The organism is Sphingomonas rhizophila, from assembly GCF_014396585.1.
In the GTDB taxonomy this organism is placed as follows: Bacteria; Pseudomonadota; Alphaproteobacteria; order Sphingomonadales; family Sphingomonadaceae; genus Sphingomicrobium; species Sphingomicrobium rhizophilum.
In genome coordinates this window covers 1499212-1517510 of record NZ_CP060717.1, presented here as the reverse complement: position 1 = coordinate 1517510, position 18299 = coordinate 1499212, and the positions used below count along the sequence as shown (strand labels likewise).

The following is an 18299-nucleotide window of genomic DNA, read 5'->3' as shown; positions in this document are numbered from 1 at the left end:
AGCTAAGTCGTTGAACTTTCCCGCCGCACGCTTGCCGCCAACAGCAATCCGAGCATCGCCCACCAGGCGCGGGAGTCTTCGAACGATCCGGTCAGACCCTGGATCGCCGCACCGGTGATCAGCGCCACGGCGAGGGCTTGGCCCAGCGGATCGCCGCTATCCCGCAACTGCGCTGCGATCCGCCACAGCAGCCAGCCAAACGCCGCAAGGCCGGCGATCCCGACTTGCGCCAACAGGCTCAACGCCTGGTTATGGGCGTCGTTCAGCGTGTGCAGGACTCCGTCGGGCGTCGTGAACCGCACCGCCACCGCATCGACTCCAAGGCCGCGGCCCAGCAACGGCGCCTGCCGCCATGATTCGAATGCCGCCCGCCATGCCTCGACCCGCACGGTCGGTGCCGCCGGGACGACGCTGGCAACGACCTGCATGACGACGACCACGCCGAGTGCCGCGATGAGGGCGGTTGCCGCAGCAAAGGGCCTGTCGCGGCGGCGTTCGAGCCAAAACCACCACCCCATCGCGAACAACAGGCCGGCAAGCTGCGGCGACACCGCCGCCAGCGCCGTGACGAAAATCATCGCGACCAGCAGCTTGGCTGCGCCTGACCCGATCCAGCCGATCGCCCGCGCCGCAAGGACCAGCGGCGCGGTCAGTCCCAGATAATGAGCCATCATATTCGGATTGGCGAAGCTCAGCATCAGCCGCGGGTAAGGTCCGGGCGCGAGACTGCCCGGCCCATTGTCGAGCGCTCGATGAAGCCCGCCGCTCGGATCGGCCAGCCACGCGGCTAAGCCAACGACCGCCAGCGCCAGCAGTAAGGCGGTGCCGCCCAGCCAGCCCCTCACCGCGTCCCTGAGAGCTAGCAGGTCAGGCAGTGCCAGCGCGACAACGACAGGAAGCCCGAGCAGGTAGATTTGCGTCGCCAGCTTATGCAGCGACGCCGTCCGGTCACTGCTGACCACGGGCGAAAACAGCATCGCGGCAAGGTAGATCGCGATGGCAATGACCAGCGGATGGCTTGCAATCTTTCGCAATCGCGCCGGCTCGCGGACCGCCGCGGTCACCGCCAGCAACGCCAGCGGGACAGCCGCCAGGTCGGGCAGGATGATTCCAAATCCGCCGACCGTCGCGATGGGCCGCTGGACGATCAGGCTGGCCAGGAACAGCGCGACGGCGGCGGGCGCCATCAGGGGATCGGCTGCGCCTTGGCGTCGATGATCTTCGTATGGGGGTGATGCTTGTCCAGGTGCCGCTTGATGATCCTGAGGTTGCGGGTGTTGGACTGGAAGAAGAAGTCGGGCACCGCGCCGATCCACGGGATCAGGCCCAGCAGGAAGTCGAAGCCGACATTGCCGCTCATCCGCGCCATCTGCCATTTCGACATGCCCAGGTTGCGCGCCTCGAACATCATGTAGGCGCCCAGCGCAGCGCCGGTGACGCTGCCGACGACCGGCACCAGGTCGAGCAGCACGTCGAGCCCGACTTTCCGTTTGATCCCGGGAATGGTGATCATCCGTTCCAGCAGATATTCGATCGCCTCCACCCGCTGGCGGACGGAAACCGGGTCGCTGCCCATCGGCACATGATCAAGCGGGTTCATCAACCGTCTCCCGGGCGGGGGCTGGCCCCAAGGCCGCCCAATGTGTGACGGCCATAACGGTTTTCAATGAAACCCGGGGCCGATCGCGCCACCAGTGACCAGCGGATCGGCGCGGCCACGGGAATGAACAGCTGCTCCGCGTCCATCGACCGAGCCACCTCGCCGAACAGCGCCGCCCGCTGCACCGCGATCGGAACCGCTCTGGCCTGCGCCAGCAATTCGTCCATCTCGGGCAGGCAGACAGGCGCCACCGAGCAGCGGAACTGGCGGAGGAACCACGCCGGCGAACTGGAAGGCGCCACCGAATCCACCCACCTGAGATCGGCCCTGTTGTCACCGGCGCGCTCCACGGTGAGGCCAAGCGGTCCCCAATCCGCATTGAGACGTCGAAGGATGATGTCGCCGCCCGGTCCCTCCGGCAGGTCGACGCGGATCTTTCGCGGTTCGGCGACTTCGCCCTCCGGCCGTTCCTCTGCCGGGAACCGCGCCGCGGCCTCGGCCAGCAGCGCGGGACGCCGCTCCGCCGCCGGTTGGTCAAGCCACGCCGGCTGCGGCAACGTGCCGATACCGTCCAGCCCGTCCTGCAACAGCGTCGAGCGCGGGCCCAGTCCCGGCACCGCCAGCTCGGCGATCAGCGCGCGCCGGTCGAGCGCCTCGCTCAGCAGGCGGCGAACGGCGGCGTCGGCAATAATCCCGTCCTTGCGGGCCGGGGCCAGCCCGAACAGGCCGGCGACGGGGTCGAACCGCAGGCTGTTGCGCGGAAGCCTGGCATTGTTGGCCAGCGGCAGGTCAACGAATGTCCCGCCCAGCACGACGTCGGCCTCACCGGCGACGAAGGCGCGGATCGCGGTCGTCGCCGGCATGGCTAGAAGCGTCACGTCCTGGCGCTCGCCTTCTTCGCCATCGAGGCCCGGCAGTCGCCGGCGAAGCGAGATTTCCGGGTACTTCTCCGGCTTGGCGTCCTTTGGCTCGCGAATATGGAACGGGCCAGTCCCTTCGCCTTCCCGGATGATTGCGAAATCGGGTTGGGCCAGCAGGGTCAGCAGGTTCGGCCGCGGCGCCAACAGCCTTATCTCGATCACCCGGTCGGTCATGGCCACGATCTCGCTGACCGCGCCCACGGCGTCAAAGGTCGGGCTGCCGGCGTTGGCCTTGATCTGCCGGGTCAGCAAGCGTGCGACATCCCGGGCGACGATCTTGCGGCCGTCCGGCCACTCGCCGGTCGACAGCCGGAAGATGTAGCTCAAGCCGTCGTCGCTGACATTCCATCGTTCGGCCAGGCCCGGCTCGATCTGCCCCGCCGGATCGAACCGCACCAAACCCTGCGCGACCGACTGCCGAAGCGTGGCGTCGGCCATCGTCGCGGGCGGGCGCAAGGGGTCGCCGAGCGTTGGTGCTTCCTCGCCGATGACGACGACGCGGCTCGTCCCCTCGGGACCGCGGCGACAACCGTTCGTCCCGGCCAGGATTACCGCCAAGGTTGCGGCCGTCAGCAGTAGTCGGGCAGGGCGGTAAGGCGGCATGGCGTGCAGACTAGCCTTAAAGCCGGGTTCAGCAACCACTGGATATTGGCGTCCGACTGTTTTAGTGAAGTAAGTCAGTGGCCAAGGTGTCGGCCTCCGTCTGGCAAGGATCGAATGACCGACGAATCCGGGATATGGCAACGCAACGGTCGCGACGTCGAGTATTTGCCCGACCCGTTCAACCGTCCGCCGCCGCCGCCCGAGCCGGCCGATATTGCGCCGCCGAAGCCGCGCCGCCGTCGCTGGCTGCGCTGGGGCTTCACCGCGTTCGGCGCGCTGTTCCTGATCACGCTGCTTTGGCTGATCGTTACCGCGCCGCTGTCGCGCGCGCTCGAACCGCTTGACGACCCCGCGATGCTGCTGGTCAGCGCGGAAGGGAAGCCGATCGCCCGGCGCGGCGCGGTCAAGGAATCGCCGGTCGAGATCGCGCGGCTCGACCCGATTACCCCCAACGCCTTCATCGCCATCGAGGACCGACGTTTCCGCAGTCACTGGGGCATTGACCCGCGCGCCATCGGCCGCGCCTTCGTCGCCAATTTCCGCGCCGGCGGGGTCCGCCAGGGCGGCTCGACTCTGACGCAGCAGCTGGCCAAAACCAGCTTCCTGTCGTCCAACCGCTCGCTGAAGCGGAAAGCGCAGGAAGTGATCATCGCCTTCTGGCTGGAAGCATGGCTGACCAAGGACGAGATTCTCTCGCGTTACCTGTCGAGCGTCTATTTCGGTGACGGCGTCTACGGGCTCCGCGCGGCGTCGAAACATTATTTCGGGCGGGAGCCGGAGCGGCTGACGCTGGCCCAGTCGGCGATGCTGGCCGGCCTGGTGCAGGCGCCGTCGCGGCTTGCGCCGACCCGTAACCTGCCCGCCGCGCAAAAGCGAAGCCGCCTCGTGCTCCAGGCGATGGCCGACACCGGCGTCATTACCCAGACGCGGGCTACCGCCACCAAGTCGGCCAAGCCGATGATCCGTGTCGGCAAGGTTCCGACCGGCACCTACTTCGCCGATTGGGTCGCCCCCGCTGCATCGGCCGCGTTCGAGGCGGACTATGGCGAGGTCAGGGTGCCGACGACGCTCGACGCCGACCTGCAGCGCCTCGCCGTCCGCGCCATCGCGACCGCGCCCGGGGCACCGATCCAGGCGGCGCTGGTCGCCATGCGTCCCGACGGAACGGTCGTCGCGATGGTCGGCGGCAAAAGCTACAAGGATTCGCCGTTCAACCGCGCGACCCAGGCCCGGCGCCAGCCCGGTTCAGCGTTCAAGCTGTTCGTCTACCTGGCAGCGCTCCGCGCCGGTTACACGCCCGACAGCATGGTCGAGGACCGGCCGATCACCATCGACGGCTGGACCCCACGCAATAGCGACGGCGTCTATCGCGGGACGATCACGCTCCGCGAAGCGTTTGCGCGGTCCAGCAACGCCGCCACCGTCCGCCTCGCGGAGCAGGTCGGCCGGCAGAATGTCATGCGCGCCGCGCGTGAACTGGGCATCGTCTCACCCATGACCGACGCGCCCAGCCTCGCGCTCGGCACGTCAGGCGTCAGCCTGCTCGAACTCACCTCGGCCTACGCCGCGGTCGCCGGTGGTCGTTATCCGGTTCGCCCCACCGGCCTGCCGCCCAAGGCCAATGCCGAACAAGGCCTGTCCTCCTGGTTCAGCCGCGGTGGCTTCCTCGACCGCGGCCGCGACTGGTCACCGGTGCTCGAACTGTTGTGGAGCGCCGCCAACGAAGGCACCGGCAAGCGCGCCGCGCTGGGCGTTCCGACGTTCGGCAAGACGGGGACGACCCAGGACAACCGCGACGCCATCTTCGTCGGGTTTGCCGGCGACCTGGTGGTTGGCGTCTGGGTCGGGCGCGACGACAACAAGTCGCTGGGCTCGATCAGCGGCGGCACGACGCCCGCCCGGATCTGGCGCGCGTTCATGGCCCCGGCGATCGAGATCGACCGCCGCCGCGGCCCCGAACTGCCATTCCGGGCGCCGCAGCCCCGACCGCGTCTCGAACGGCAAAGCCCTCTGCCCGAAGAATGGAGCGACCCGGGCACGGCGATCGACGGGCTCATCGACGCCATCGACAGCCTGTTCTCGCGCCAGGACAGCAACTGAAGCTGGTCCTCGCCCTTCTTGTAAGTTTGTAACCAATGCTATTTGATGACGACTTCGAAGGGGAGTCGATCATGCGCAAATCTGTCTATGTCGCACTTACCGCGGTCACCTTGTCCTTGGCGTACAACGGCGCCGCTTGGTCGCAGGCGACGCAACCGATCTTTGTTCCCCCTCCTCCCAACGTGACCGGTGTCGCCAACAGCGGTTGGCGCCAGCATGACCTCGACAAGGTCGAGGCTGAAAGCCGGGTGAGGGGCGGCGAGATCCTGAGGGGCGATCGCTACGCGCTCCGCTCCACGCTCGACTATGTCAGCGGGATCGAGGAATCCTTCGTATCACCCGACAAGCTGCTGGCCCTTCGCACGAAGCGGCTCCAGAACCTCGTCAACCGGCACCGCAAGGAACTTGAGCTCGACCCGGCCGGCCTGCCGATCGTCCGGCAGCGTGCGCTGCTGATCGATGCCACGCCCGAACAGCTGGCGGCCGCGAAGGCGGCGGGTTTCGGGGTGACGGACGAATGGTCGGACGCCGCGCTCGGTCTCCGCCTGACGACGCTCAGCACCCCTGCATCGACCCCGACCGCCCAGGCGATCGCGGCGCTCGCCAGCGCGAACCCCGGCCTGCAGGTCGAGCCGGACTATGTCTACGAACCGGCGGGCTCCGCAGGCGCGGAGGCTGGTTCTTCGGCCGGATCCGCCCAGGCGCCGGCTGCGCGTCCGGCGGCGCCCGCCCTGGTGATGATCGACGGCGGGGTGGCCACGGATCATGCCGCGCTGAAGAACAGCGGCATCGAAACGATGGGATTCGCCGGCAAGTACCAGGCGACGGGCCATGGCACGGCGGTGGCGTCGCTGCTCGTGGGTAACCTCGGCGAATTCCGCGGCGCTGCCCTGGGTGCGCGGCTCTATTCGGCCGACATCTACGGCGGCAATCCGGCCAGCGGCTCGGCCTCCAGGATGGTCAAGGCCCTCGCCTGGGCCGCGTCGAAGCGGCCGGCCGTCGTGACGGTCAGCCTCGCCGGGCCGAAAAGCGTCGCCGTCGGCCGGGCCATTGCCGCCGTCCAGAAGGGCGGAGCGAAAGTCGTCGCCGCGACCGGCAATGACGGATCGATGGCGCCGGCAAGCTATCCGGCAAGCTACGCCGGGGTCATCAGCGTGACCGGCACCGACCGCACCGGCAAGCCGATCATGGAGGCCGGTCGCGCTGAACATGTCGATTTCGGCGCTCCGGCCGTCGACCTGGTCGCCGCCGTCCCCGGGAGCGGCTTCATGGCGGTTCGCGGGACAAGCTTCGCAGCGCCGCTCGTGGCCGGGCGGCTGATCCAGACCTCGTCTTTCCCGCGCCTCATCGCAGAGGCGGTCCCGGGCAGCGGCGAAGTCGGCCTGGGCATCGTTTGCGGGAAGTGCGGCGTGTCGCCGACCACGCTCGCCAAGCGCTGACGGATGAAGTCGTGAACTGGCCGGCCGCCGGGCGACCGGCGGCCCGTTTCCGTCGGCGCGTTAATCCTGCGAAATCAGGCTGTCGATTTAACCGGCGGCCCGCAATCGACTGAGATAAAACAATAAAAAATTGATGGTTACACCGACGGTAACCGGGGCGCTCAAGCCATCCTTAACCGCTGTCATCCTACTGATTGGTCGACCGGGCGCGAAGACGTTCGGTGGGGGTGTGGACCCTCTCGTGGACCATAGGAGACCAGAAAATGTCGAAGTTTCTCAAGCTGATCAAGAACAACAAGGGTGCCACCGCGATCGAATACGGCCTGATCGCCGCGCTGATCGCCGTCGCCGCCATCGGCGCGATGCAGGGCATCGGCAACAAGCTGGGCACCACGTTCAACAACGTTTCGTCGAAGCTCGGCTAAGCCGACCGGCCTTACGGTTGAATCAGTGGGAACGGCGGCGTCGAAAGACGCCGCCGTTTTCGCGTGCCCGCGAGACCCGGAAATCTGAACCTCAGATAACAGTGTCGTTGTGACGCGCACATTATGCGGCGAGCCGACCCGCTCGCCGGAACTTCGACCTGCTTGTTCATGTTGAAAACATACGTGATTTGCCAAAATCCGTCGTTTCTCGAACTGAACCAGTCAGGATCGGATTATGACCAAGACCCTATTGATCGCGAGCGTCGCGGCGCTGGCCATTACCTCGCCCGCCACCGCTCAGCGCGGGGGCAACCAGGACCGCCCGGCCAAGGAACAGCGCCAGGCTCAGCGGGCAGAACGCCCGGCCCAGCAACAGCGTGCCGAACGGCAGGCGCCGCAGCGCGCCGAGCGTCAGGCCCAGCGCATGGAGCGCCAGCCGCAGCGCATCGAGCGTCAGCAGCGGATGGAACGCCCGTCGTTCCAGCGCGCCGAAGCTCGCCAGCAACGCCAGCAGCAGATGCAGGAACGCCGCAATGTGATGGCAGAGCGTCGTCAGCAGGCTGAGAGCCGCCGCTCCCAGCAGCTTGAGCGTCGTCAGCAGGCCGAGAGCCGTCGTTCGCAGCAGATTGAGCGTCGTCAGCAGGCCGAGAGCCGCCGTTCGCAGCAGATTGAACGTCGCCAGCAGGCGGAGAGCCGTCGTTCTCAGATGCTTGAACGTCGCCAGCAAGCCGAGAGCCGCCGTTCACAGCAGATTGAACGTCGTGAGCGGGCCGATCGTCGCGCCGTGCTCGCCGATCGTCGCCAGCAACAGGTCGATCGTCGTTCGCTCGCCAACCAGCGCATGGCCCATCGTGAGGATCGCATCCGCGACCGCCAGCAGCTTCGTGCGGAGAATTTCGACCGCCGGATCGACGGTCGCCGCACGGCCTTCGCGCCGACCGCGGACTCGCGGGAGATCGCGTATAGCGATGCCCGTCGCCAGAGCGCTTGGGGCGGCGTGATCGAACGCGCTCGCCTGGCCCAGTCGCGCGAACGCATTCGCGATCGCCAACCGGCCCGTGCCTTGGCCTTGGTCGGCCAGCCGCTCGACACGCGCTATTACTATGACGACTATGTGCCGCTCGGTTACCGGTCGACCTACTATGACACGCCCGACTATTATTACCGGTACGACGACGACTACGGCTATCTGTACCGGGTCCGCCGTTACGACGATTATGTCACGACGCTGATCCCGCTTTACGGTGGGGCGTTCTCGATCGGGCAGCCGATGCCAATCGCGTATCGCAGCTACAACGTGCCGTATGCCTATCAATCCTACTATTACGACACGCCGGACTCTTATTATCGCTACGGCAGCAACGCGATCTACCAGGTCGACCCGACCTCGCAGTTGATCACCGCGGTGGTCGCGCTGCTGACCGGGAACAACCTCGGCGTCGGTAATTACCTTCCGGCCAGCTACGGCGTCTACAACGTGCCGTACCAGTATCGTTCGCGCTATTACGACACGCCGGATAACTGGTATCGCTACGACGATGGCATGATTTACCAGGTCGACCCGCGCACGCGGCTGATCGAAAGTGCCTATCCGATGTACGACGACTACTACATCGGCAACCCGATGCCGTCGTCGTGGTCCAGCTATAACGTCCCGGTCGCTTATCGTGACATCTATTACGATACGCCCGAGTTCGATTATCGCTATGCCGATGGCGGCATCTATCAGGTCGATCCGTCGACCCAGGTGGTGCAGGCGCTGGTCGCGCTGGTCAGTGGCAACAACTACGCCATGGGCCAGGTCATGCCGGCGAGCTACGGGGTCTACAACGTCCCGTACCAGTACCGCAGCCAGTATTACGACACCGACCAGTACATGTACCGTTACGACGACGGCTTCGTGTACCGGATGGATCCGCGGACCCGCGTGATCAACGGCATGTACGACGTGGTCGTCGCCTAACCGGCCTCGACGTTCGTCACGGGAAGCGGCGGTGCCTCCGGGTACCGCCGTTTTCGTTTGGCCTAGACGTTGGTCTGGTCGGGCGGGACGCCCTCGGGCAGTTCCGCCGCGCCGGTCGGGCATTCAAGGTCAAGGTCGGTGCCCACTCCGAAACAGGTCATCGACAGCGACCCCATGGCATAGCCCTCGATTACCGCCTCGCCCTTGGCGCCCAGAGCCTCGGCCATGCCCGCGATGTAGAGCAAGGGCACGAAATGGTCGGGCGTCGGCACCGCGCGGTCATAGTCGGGGTGTTCGAGCAATTTCAGGATCGCGCCGGGATCCTCGGCCATCTGCCGCCGCGTCGCCTCGTCGAAGCGCTGCGCCCACGGCTCGCCGGCGTCGGGCTTGTTCCACTGGATCTCGCGCAGGTTATGGACGACGTTGCCGCTGGCCAGCACCAGGACTCCCCGGTCACGGAGCGCGGCCAGCTTGCGGCCAAGCTCGACGTGATAGTCGATCGGCTTCAGCGCGTTGATCGACAGCTGGAGAACCGGGACATCGGCGTCCGGGTAAAGGTGCGCCAGGACGCTCCAGGTGCCATGGTCCAGTCCCCACTGGTCGCGGTCGAGGCCCGCCCAGGTTGGCTTCAACGCCTCGACGACTTCCATCGCAATGTGGGGCGCGCCGGGCGCCGGATAGTCGAAGGCGAACAGCTCTGGCGGGAAGCCGTAGAAGTCGTGGATCGTCCGCGGCCGCGCCATCGCGGTCACCGCGGTTGCGCCGATGTACCAGTGCGCCGACACGACCAGGATCGCGCGGGGCCGTGGCAACTGGCGTCCAATCGCTCGCCAGGCGTTGGTGTAGCCGTTGCGCTCCAGCGTGTTCATTGGGCTGCCGTGGCCGATGAACAGGGCAGGCATGGTCATGGCGCCGTCCACCTCCTCAAGCCCACGACCATGGTCCGATCAGCCGTTGCTGAAAAGAGGGGGGTGGGAGCCCCGGATCATGGGGCTCCCACGGGAAATCGCCCTTGAAAGGGAGTTGAGGGCGTTTCGCCGAACCGCGCCGAGTAACGGCAGACACGACCCGACATCCTGTTAATGACATTTGCGCCAGTAACTTCCAAGTAGAAGCAGATTGCCTTGCCAAAATAGCCCGTAAAATGTCATCGACGCGACTCGATTGGAAGATTCTTCCCCAGCAGGCGATTGTCATGGACCAGACCGACCGGCGCATTCTCGCCATTCTCCAGCAGGACTCGTCGCAAGCGGTCGCCCGCGTGGCCGAACAGGTCAACCTGTCGGAAACGCCCTGCTGGCGCCGCATCCAGAAGCTTATCCGCGAAGGGGTCATCCAGCGCCAGGTCGCGCTGGTCAGCGCGAAAGCCATCGGCCTCGACCTCATCGTTTTCGTGACGATCCAGACCAACGACCATTCCCCGGATTGGCTCGCGAACTTCACGCGGGTCGTGGCCGACATGCCGGAAATCATGGAAGTCCACCGGTTGGCGGGCGACCTCGATTATATCCTGAAGATCGCGGTGGCCGACATGGCCGCCTTCGATGCCTTCTACCGCAAGCTCATCGCGCAAGTGCCGCTCCGGAATGTCTCGTCGCATCTGGCGATGGAGACCGTGAAGCGTACCACGGCCCTGCCAATCGATACCGGTCGCTAGGGAAGGCCGCCATTGACTGGTGGCGTTGGGCGCCGTCACGGTGACAACGCGATTGCGCTAGGAATTGCGCTGGCCATTGCCGACGGCGAGCCTCCGAGGACAAGCAAGCGCGCTCCTTGAAAGCAGCCAATTCACAAAATTCAATTGATCAATAAATTTACGAATTTTATTAAACACGCACAGAATCGTGCCGTTAATCCAATAACGGTAGTGGGCGTCAAAATCCTTGGGGGCTTTCATGGCAAGTTTGGTTGCGAGCGTAGCGTTTGATCAGCGTGATTTCATTGCCACTGGTTCCTTGGCGGAGTTTTTTGACTTCGGAACCCCCACGACCGGAACCGAGACCCACTTTATCGTCGACTATAGTGAACCCGGCTTTACCGAACGTTTGACCTTGACCGGCAGCCTCTACGACTACGTCGACGGCTATCCCACCACGGGCGTGATCAACACGCTTTCCTATGCGGTGAACGGCGCCACGATTGTGACAATGGAAGGTACGGCGATGAGCGTCGCCACCTTCACTGACCTTGTCATGTCCGACAATCTTGCCGGCCTGTTCGATTTGCTCTTGGCCGGCGCGGATACGCTCACCGGAAGCACGGCCGACGACGTCCTTGATGGGCAAGGTGGGGCGGATGTGCTCGACGGCGGTGACGGCAACGATTCGCTATTTGGCGGCACGGGCGACGACACGCTCCGCGGTTCCTTCGGCAATGATCAACTCGACGGGGGCGACGGTGACGATTTCCTCAGCGAGTCCGGGACGGCCACCGGCCCCTTCGGTAACGACGTCTATTCGGGCGGCGCCGGAAATGATCGCCTGAGTTATTTCAGCAACGAATATGGCGTGACCGTCGATTTGCGCCTTACCGCGGCGCAATATGTCGGACAGATGGGCACGGACACGATTACGGGCATCGAGCACATCACGGCCAGCTACCAGAACGACACCTTGATCGGTAACGACGCAGGCAATTGGTTTTGGACCTTCGCCGGGGCCGATAATCTGTCGGGCAACGGCGGTGACGATTATTTCACGGTCGGACACGGCACCAAGACGCTCAACGGCGGCGCCGGAACGGACACGGTTGAAATCAATGACCAGGCCTATGCGCCGCTCTACACCGCTGATGGCGTCAGCATTTCGCTGCTGCTCCAGAATCGCACCCAGTCTACTGGGGTTGGTACCTGGACGCTTACCAGCATCGAGAATCTGTCTGGTTATTATGGCTCGGATCGCCTGACCGGCGACGATAATGCGAACATTCTGGCCGGTGACGATGGCGATGACAGGCTGATCGGGAATGCTGGCGACGACACGTTGGCCGGCGACGGCACCTTTGGCCTCTCCGGGGTGAACGCGGGCGCGATCGTCTTCTTCAACTCCGTCGCATCCTATAGCGGCAACGATTTCCTCGACGCCGGTGCCGGCAACGACACGGTCTACGGTGGCAACGGGGATGACGTGATCATCGGAGGCGAGGGCGCCGACGAACTCGACGGCGGCGAAGGCACCGACATCTACCAGGTCATGACAGCCGCTCACCATGCCGCCGCTGAGATCAACGACAGCGGCCTCGCCGGTGTCGACGAAGTGCGCTTCTCGGCGACCAGCGAGGGCACGCTGAAGCTGTTCGCCGACGACCAGGGCATCGAACGGATCGTCATCGGCACCGGAACCAATCCGACCGCCGCCTTGTCGGGGACGGTCGCGCTCAATGTCGATGCGCGCCTGCTCGGCAACGCGGTTACGATGGTCGGTAACTCGGGCGCCAACATCCTCCAGGCGACCGCTTTCGCCGACACGCTGCAGGGTGGCGTGGGGATCGACCGCCTCTACGGCTACGCCGGCGACGACACGCTCGACGGAGGAAGGGATGCCGACGCCATCTACGGCGGCGCTGGGGACGATACTTATATCGTCGACAACAGCAGCGATGCGCTCGTCGAGGTCGCGGGCGAAGGGACCGATACGGCCATGGTGTCGGTCGCCTACACGCTTCGCGCCAATGTCGAGAATTTGGTCCAGACCGGCGCGCTGTCGATCAGCGGGTCGGGCAACGCCCTGGCGAACATGATGACCGGCAACGCCGGGCCAACAAGCTGTACGGGCTGGCCGGGAACGACACCATTGTCGGGAACGCCGGGAATGACACGCTCGACGGCGGAGCGGGTGTCGACACGCTTATCGGTGGCGTCGGCAACGACATCTACGGCGTCGACGATGCTGGCGACAGCGTCACCGAGCTGGCCGGCGAAGGCGCCGACCGGGTCGACAGCTCGATCAGCTACACGCTAGGTGCAAACCTTGAAAACCTGACCCTACTCGGCAGTGCCGCAATCGACGGCACCGGCAACGAACTCGCCAACGTCATCAAGGGCAACGCCGGCGCCAACATCCTCAGCGGCAACGGCGGCAACGACAAACTGTACGGCGGCGCTGGCGATGACCAGTTGCATGGCGGCGACGGCGTTGATTGGCTCGAAGGCGGCACCGGTCGCGACGAACTTTCAGGCGGCGCTGGCGGTGACCGCTTCGTCTTCCGCACGGGCGATTTGCAGGGCGGGACCGTCGGCACGATCGACGTCATCGGCGATTTCGTCCGCGGGAAGGCGACAAGATCCGCCTCGACCTCACCGACGCGAACACGACCCTCGCCGGCACGCAAGACTTCATTTTCATCGGAACTGGCGCCTTCACCGGCGTCGCCGGGCAATTGCGCTACGAATCGAGCGGTGGCGACAGCGTCGTCTGGGCCGATACGAACGGCGATGGTGTCGCCGATCTTGGCTTGCAGCTGATCGGCGTCACGTCCCTCGCCGCCGGAGACTTCATTTTCTAGGGATCGGCCCGCAACGGCCTGTCCGGATCATCATTGCGCATTTCGTCGCGGGCGTATCACGACAGGGGCGAGGCGACGAGCGGCGCGATGTGCGGGCTCATCCGTTTCCGGCATGCCGGTCTTCAGAAGGATGGTCCCGCCAGTAGCCGTTCGATATCGGCCTCGCCCTCGTCCGCCATCTCGTTGAGGACTTTTTTCGTTGCAGGGTCCATGGTCGACCGTGCGAGCGCCCGGCACTGGGCGACACGACCCCGAATTTTCGAGACGATTTCATCACGAGTCATCGCGAGCGCCGATCGATTTGACGGTTTCCAGGCTTTTGCGTCGGACGTCGGCGCGACGCTGATACTCCTCGGCCGCCGCCAGCATCTCGGCCTTGGTCTCGTCCGTCGGCGCCGTCGCCGCCAGGTTGCGGAACGTCGCCGCGACCTTTTCGAGATGCTTTAGCTCAAGCATCGCTCGTCCATTCGTTGACGATCATGCACCGATTGCACCAGGCGATCGGTTCAGCCACCGCGCGGCAAGTCCTTGTTCGATTTTTGAGCGCCGGCAGCGGAGGTCTCGCCGCCTTCGACCTGTCCGGCCTGGCCATCGCGGTCGCATCTCTCCGATTGGCCACCGGGCAAGGTGGTGTCGCCACGATCGGGATAATCCTCGGGTCGGACCTGTCCGACGACCGGGCGATCTTCGACTTTCTCGGGGGCAGGCCGCCGGGGCTATCGGTGGCATCAGGATGGGCGCCAGGGTTTCGCTTGTCGGTCATGCTGCTTCAACGCAGCGCGGCGCCAGGCGTTGCGTCGGTCCGCCTGCCGGGTCTCCGAATGGAACGCCGCCCCGGAGGATGCCTCACTTCCGCTGATTGACGCGTCGGTTTCGCAATCTATCCTGCCGCGCGGGGTGGGGATCCCGAGCGTCGCCAGTCGGCATGTTATCGTACGTCCTCCGCCATAAGGGGGATGACGGACATGGTTATAAGCGGGACGAACGGCGACGACACGCTGAATGGCACCGACGGCGACGACCAGATCGAGGGCCTGAGTGGCAGCGATTTCATCGTCGGAGGTCTTGGCAACGACACGCTCGACGGCGGCGCCGGCGATGACCGCATCTACGGTGGCCTCGGCACCGACCGTCTTTACGGCGGCGCCGGGAACGACATCCTCCAGGACCAATATTATTATGGCGAAGGCTGGGACCTGCCGTTCTACGACGACGAATATCATGGCGGGGACGGCGTCGATATTTTCTTCGGCTTCGCCAAGTCGGCGCTGACGATCGACCTCAGGCAACAGGGCATCGGCCAGCATACCGGTAACGGTTTCGACGTCCTGACCGGCATCGAACACGTGTTCAGCAGCTATTACGCCAGCAACGACACGCTCATTGGTGACGATGGCGGAAACTGGTTCTTCGCCACGGGCGGCACCGATAATCTGTCGGGCAACGGTGGTGACGACCTCTTCACGTTCGGAACGGGTGACAAGACGATCGACGGCGGCGACGGCTCCGACACCGTGCAAATCTGGGAAATTGCGGGGACCGATTACAATCAGACGCCGGTCAACCTGACGATCTCCCTCGCGCCCGACGGCGGGTCCCAATCGACCGGCGGCGTCACCTTCACCCTGACCGGGATCGAGAACCTGTCGACATGGAAGGGCAACGACACTCTTGTCGGTGACGGGGCGGACAACATCCTCGCCGGGCACCTCGGCAGCGACGTCCTGGTCGGCGGCGCCGGCAACGACATCCTCGCCGGGGACGGCTCCTTCAACCAATATGTCTACGGCTCGTTCGTCATCGGCCTGACCGAAGTCGTCACGGGGACCGGCGGTCTCGACACGCTTGAAGGCGGCCTCGGCGATGACCGCCTGATCGGCGGCAGCGGTGCCGACACGGCGGTCTACGCCAACGCTTCGGGTAGCGTGGACGTCAACCTGCTGGCCGGAACGGCAAGCGGCGCCGACGGCAACGATACGCTGGTCAGCATGGACAATGTCGTCGGTTCTGCCTTTGACGATCGATTGACGGGCGACAATCGGGCGAACCGCCTGGACGCCGGCGCCGGCGCCGACCAGATGGCCGGCAATGGCGGCAACGACACCTACATCGTCGACCATGCCGGGGATTCGGTGACGGAAGCCAGCGCCACCGGCGGTGTGGACCTCGTCCAGGCCTCGGTTGCCTTCACCCTCGGCCAATTCGTCGAGAACCTGACGCTGACCGGCAGTGCCAGCATCAACGGCACCGGCAACGACCTCGCCAATATCCTCACGGGCAACGGCGGCACCAACATTCTTCGCGGGCTTGGCGGCGACGACCAGTATTTTGTCGATTCCTCCGGCGACCGTGCGGTCGAGGCCAGCGCCGACGGGGGCGTGGACACGGTGACCGCGTCTGTCTCGTTCATCATGGGCGCTCACGTCGAGAACCTGACGCTGGTCGGGGCAGCGCTGAATGCCACCGGCAATGCGCTCGGCAACGTCATCAACGGCAATTCCAACGCCAACCTGATCGACGGGCGTGGCGGCGCCGACATGATGAGCGGCGGAATGGGCAGTGACACCTATATCGTCGACGATATCGGGGACGTCATTGTCGAAACTTCTTACGTCGCCGACGTCAATTCGGTGATATCGTCGATCAGCTATACGCTCGGCAGCTACCTCGACAATCTGACCCTGACCGGCACCGCCGCGATCGACGGCAAGGGCAACGAATTCAGGAACATCATCACGGGCAATTCGGCCGCGAACGTCATCGATGGCGGCTGGGGCAGCGACGTCATGAAGGGTGGCGCCGGGAACGACACCTACATCGTCGACCATGTCGACGATTATATCGGCGAAACGTCCAGCGGCGGCGTCGACACCGTCCATTCTTCGGTCAGCTACATCCTCGGCACTTATGTCGAGAACATCTTCCTGACCGGCGAAGCGGCGATCAACGCCACGGGCAGCAGCCGGGCCAATCACCTCGTCGGCAATAGCGCCGCCAACTATCTCGACGGCCGCGCGGGCGCCGACATCATGGAAGGCGGCGCCGGCAACGATACCCTGTTCGTCGACAGCACCGGCGACGTGGTCATCGAAAACGCCGGCGAAGGCACCGACACGGTCCGAAGCACCATCAGCTACGTCCTGGGCGACAATGTCGAAAACCTGCTGCTGCAGGGAACCGCCTACCGCGCGACCGGCAACGCCCTGGACAATGTCGTCACCGGCAATGCGTCGAACAACTTCATCGACGGCGGCCTTGGGGCCGACCTGCTGCGCGGCGGTCTTGGCGACGACATCTACGCGGTCGACAATTCCGGCGACTCGATCCTCGAGAACGCCGGCGCCGGCATCGATACCGTCCGCTCGACGATCAGCTTCAGCCTCTACTTCGCCGGCGCCAACGTCGAAAACCTGACCCTGATGGGCGCGGCCGCGATCGACGCGCAGGGCAACGACCTCGACAATGTGCTGACCGGCAATTCGGCGGCCAACTATTTGACCGGCAACTATGGCTCCGACACGATGATCGGCGGACGGGGCGACGACCGCTATGCCGTCACCGATCTCGGCGACGTGGTCATCGAGGGCGCGGACGCCGGCATTGACGAAGTGAATTCGACGGTCTCGTTCGTGCTGGGCGACCATGTCGAAAACCTGGTGCTGGGCGGCACGGATGCCGTGAACGGCACGGGCAATGCGCTCGACAATGTCATCACGGGCAATTTCGCGGCCAACGTCCTCGATGGAGGCCTCGGCGCCGACACCTTTAGCGGCGGCGGCGGATACGACACCTACATCGTCAACTCGGCCGACGACGTGGTGCTGGCGGGCGACGGCATGATCCTGTCGACCGTGTCATTCACCATGTCGCAGGGCTTCTACGGCGACCTGACACTCGTCGGCGCCGACGCGGTCAACGGCACCGGCAGCGAGCAGGACAATCTGATCATCGGCAACGACCTCGCCAACCAGCTCGTCGGCAACGCCGGCAATGACGAACTGCGCGGCGGCGGCGGGAACGACCTGCTCGACGGCGGCACGGGCGCGGACCGGATGCTCGGCGGGGCCGGGGACGACACCTACCAGGTGGACTATTACGGCGAAGAGGTCATCGAGGGTGCGAATGCCGGCAACGATACCGTCGTCGCGTCCGATTCCTTCGTCATCGGCGCCAATGTCGAAACGCTTTACCTGACCGGGACGGGCGATTTCTTCGCTGGCGGCAACGACGGTGCCAACCTGATCGTGGGCAATGATGGCGCCAACACCATTCGCGGCGCTGCTGGCGATGACCGGCTCGAAGGCGGCCTTGGCAACGACACGCTGATCGGCGGGCAGGGCTTTGACACGCTGTTCGGCGGGGCAGGCGCGGACAATTTCGTCATCGACGCTTTCAATTCATCCGACCTGTTCGCGGACTTCGATCGCGTGGCCGACACCTTCGTGCTGTCCGCATCGGTGTTCACGGGCCTTGGGCAAGGGAATTTGGCCCAAGGCGCCTTCCGCGCCGGAACCGCCGCCCAGGATAGCACCGACCGCGTCATCTATGACCAGGCCAGCGGTAAACTCTACTTCGATGCCGATGGCACCGGGTCGGGCGCGAAGGTCGAAATCGCGACCTTCACCGCGGGAACGGTGCTCAGCTACACCGACTTCGTCGTGGTCGACACGGGCTCGGCAACGACGACCTCCGCTGCGGCGGATGTCCTGTTCTAGGGGACACAGCTGACGACAAGGACGTAGGCGG

At 65.0% G+C, this 18299-nt stretch carries 15 protein-coding genes and 2 pseudogenes; 9 read left to right on the top strand and 8 right to left on the bottom strand.

What is annotated here, in order from left to right; translation table 11 throughout:
• Positions 1–2: 2 nt before the first annotated feature.
• Genes H9L12_RS07725 through H9L12_RS07715 form a run of 3 tightly spaced genes read right to left on the bottom strand, consistent with a single transcriptional unit; the run spans position 3 to position 3123 of the window.
• A complete protein-coding gene (locus tag H9L12_RS07725; protein ID WP_187541250.1) occupies positions 3–1187 on the bottom strand; it encodes an O-antigen ligase family protein in 1185 nt (394 codons plus the stop codon).
• A complete protein-coding gene (locus H9L12_RS07720) occupies positions 1187–1600 on the bottom strand; it encodes a DUF4112 domain-containing protein (protein ID WP_187541249.1) in 414 nt (137 codons plus the stop codon). Before H9L12_RS07720 ends, H9L12_RS07725 begins: the two co-directional genes overlap by 1 nt.
• Positions 1600–3123: an ABC transporter substrate-binding protein gene (locus tag H9L12_RS07715; protein WP_187541248.1), complete on the bottom strand. Its 1524-nt coding sequence runs from the start codon at positions 3121–3123 to the stop codon at positions 1600–1602. The genes H9L12_RS07720 and H9L12_RS07715 overlap by 1 nt, the downstream gene beginning before the upstream one ends.
• 114 nt (positions 3124–3237) lie before the next feature.
• Between H9L12_RS07715 and H9L12_RS07710 the strand changes: the two genes are divergently transcribed.
• The 3 genes from H9L12_RS07710 (at position 3238) to H9L12_RS07700 (ending at position 7087) form a co-directional block, all read left to right on the top strand.
• The gene (locus tag H9L12_RS07710; RefSeq protein WP_187541247.1) at positions 3238–5223 is read left to right on the top strand and encodes a transglycosylase domain-containing protein; all 1986 of its coding nucleotides are present in this window, start codon (positions 3238–3240) and stop codon (positions 5221–5223) included.
• 71 nt (positions 5224–5294) lie between these two features.
• The gene (locus H9L12_RS07705) at positions 5295–6662 is read left to right on the top strand and encodes a S8 family serine peptidase (RefSeq protein ID WP_187541246.1); all 1368 of its coding nucleotides are present in this window, start codon (positions 5295–5297) and stop codon (positions 6660–6662) included.
• A gap of 263 nt (positions 6663–6925) precedes the next feature.
• The gene (locus H9L12_RS07700) at positions 6926–7087 is read left to right on the top strand and encodes a Flp family type IVb pilin (protein WP_187541245.1); all 162 of its coding nucleotides are present in this window, start codon (positions 6926–6928) and stop codon (positions 7085–7087) included.
• Between the two features lie 247 nt (positions 7088–7334).
• Here the strand turns inward: H9L12_RS07700 and H9L12_RS07695 are convergent, their stop codons facing one another.
• Complete coding sequence (locus tag H9L12_RS07695; RefSeq protein ID WP_187541244.1) at positions 7335–7814, bottom strand: hypothetical protein; 480 nt, start codon at positions 7812–7814, stop codon at positions 7335–7337.
• A 114-nt stretch (positions 7815–7928) separates the two neighbouring features.
• Here H9L12_RS07695 and H9L12_RS07690 point away from each other — a divergent pair, with 114 nt between their 5' ends.
• Positions 7929–9050, top strand: coding sequence for a hypothetical protein (locus H9L12_RS07690; RefSeq protein WP_187541243.1), 1122 nt, complete (start codon positions 7929–7931; stop codon positions 9048–9050).
• Positions 9051–9112: 62 nt separating this feature from the next.
• On the opposite strand, the gene ygiD is transcribed toward H9L12_RS07690, so the two are convergent.
• Complete coding sequence (gene ygiD / locus H9L12_RS07685) at positions 9113–9958, bottom strand: 4,5-DOPA-extradiol-dioxygenase (RefSeq protein WP_246450286.1); 846 nt, start codon at positions 9956–9958, stop codon at positions 9113–9115.
• A gap of 287 nt (positions 9959–10245) precedes the next feature.
• Between ygiD and H9L12_RS07680 the strand changes: the two genes are divergently transcribed.
• The 3 genes and pseudogenes from H9L12_RS07680 to H9L12_RS14450 form a co-directional block, all read left to right on the top strand.
• Positions 10246–10707, top strand: coding sequence for an Lrp/AsnC family transcriptional regulator (locus tag H9L12_RS07680; protein WP_187541242.1), 462 nt, complete (start codon positions 10246–10248; stop codon positions 10705–10707).
• A gap of 238 nt (positions 10708–10945) precedes the next feature.
• Positions 10946–12535: pseudogene (locus H9L12_RS13145) on the top strand (calcium-binding protein); the annotation flags it as partial.
• Between the two features lie 278 nt (positions 12536–12813).
• Positions 12814–12873 (top strand): annotated as a pseudogene (locus H9L12_RS14450) (hypothetical protein); the annotation flags it as partial.
• A gap of 159 nt (positions 12874–13032) precedes the next feature.
• On the opposite strand, the gene H9L12_RS13140 reads toward H9L12_RS14450, so the two are convergent.
• Positions 13033–13170, bottom strand: a complete 138-nt coding sequence (locus tag H9L12_RS13140) for a hypothetical protein (protein WP_223177095.1) — start codon at positions 13168–13170, stop codon at positions 13033–13035.
• Here H9L12_RS13140 and H9L12_RS14445 point away from each other — a divergent pair.
• Positions 13108–13512, top strand: coding sequence for a calcium-binding protein (locus tag H9L12_RS14445; RefSeq protein WP_425506820.1), 405 nt, complete (start codon positions 13108–13110; stop codon positions 13510–13512). The genes H9L12_RS13140 and H9L12_RS14445 overlap by 63 nt on opposite strands.
• A 163-nt stretch (positions 13513–13675) precedes the next feature.
• On the opposite strand, the gene H9L12_RS07655 is transcribed toward H9L12_RS14445, so the two are convergent.
• Positions 13676–13837 (bottom strand): hypothetical protein, encoded by a 162-nt coding sequence (locus tag H9L12_RS07655; protein WP_187541241.1) that lies wholly within the window; start codon positions 13835–13837, stop codon positions 13676–13678.
• A complete protein-coding gene (locus H9L12_RS07650) occupies positions 13827–14009 on the bottom strand; it encodes a hypothetical protein (protein ID WP_187541240.1) in 183 nt (60 codons plus the stop codon). Before H9L12_RS07650 ends, H9L12_RS07655 begins: the two co-directional genes overlap by 11 nt.
• Positions 14010–14509: 500 nt before the next feature.
• Between H9L12_RS07650 and H9L12_RS07645 the strand changes: the two genes are divergently transcribed.
• The gene (locus H9L12_RS07645) at positions 14510–18268 is read left to right on the top strand and encodes a beta strand repeat-containing protein (protein ID WP_187541239.1); all 3759 of its coding nucleotides are present in this window, start codon (positions 14510–14512) and stop codon (positions 18266–18268) included.
• Positions 18269–18299 lie beyond the last annotated feature (31 nt).

Bases quoted from the DNA above. Each gene is read 5' to 3' on its own strand.
- H9L12_RS07650 (WP_187541240.1), bottom strand. From the start codon at position 14,009: ATGCTTGAGCTAAAGCATCTCGAAAAGGTCGCGGCGACGTTCCGCAAC.
- H9L12_RS07715 (WP_187541248.1), bottom strand. From the start codon at position 3,123: ATGCCGCCTTACCGCCCTGCCCGACTACTGCTGACGGCCGCAACCTTG.
- H9L12_RS07700 (WP_187541245.1), top strand. From the start codon at position 6,926: ATGTCGAAGTTTCTCAAGCTGATCAAGAACAACAAGGGTGCCACCGCG.
- H9L12_RS07710 (WP_187541247.1), top strand. From the start codon at position 3,238: ATGACCGACGAATCCGGGATATGGCAACGCAACGGTCGCGACGTCGAG.
- H9L12_RS07680 (WP_187541242.1), top strand. From the start codon at position 10,246: ATGGACCAGACCGACCGGCGCATTCTCGCCATTCTCCAGCAGGACTCG.
- H9L12_RS07655 (WP_187541241.1), bottom strand. From the start codon at position 13,837: ATGACTCGTGATGAAATCGTCTCGAAAATTCGGGGTCGTGTCGCCCAG.
- H9L12_RS07705 (WP_187541246.1), top strand. From the start codon at position 5,295: ATGCGCAAATCTGTCTATGTCGCACTTACCGCGGTCACCTTGTCCTTG.
- H9L12_RS07690 (WP_187541243.1), top strand. From the start codon at position 7,929: ATGGCCCATCGTGAGGATCGCATCCGCGACCGCCAGCAGCTTCGTGCG.
- ygiD (WP_246450286.1), bottom strand. From the start codon at position 9,958: ATGACCATGCCTGCCCTGTTCATCGGCCACGGCAGCCCAATGAACACG.
- H9L12_RS07720 (WP_187541249.1), bottom strand. From the start codon at position 1,600: ATGAACCCGCTTGATCATGTGCCGATGGGCAGCGACCCGGTTTCCGTC.
- H9L12_RS07645 (WP_187541239.1), top strand. From the start codon at position 14,510: ATGACGGACATGGTTATAAGCGGGACGAACGGCGACGACACGCTGAAT.
- H9L12_RS07725 (WP_187541250.1), bottom strand. From the start codon at position 1,187: ATGGCGCCCGCCGCCGTCGCGCTGTTCCTGGCCAGCCTGATCGTCCAG.
- H9L12_RS13140 (WP_223177095.1), bottom strand. From the start codon at position 13,170: ATGCAACTGGTCATCGCCAGCGCCGCCGTACAGTTTGTCGTTGCCGCC.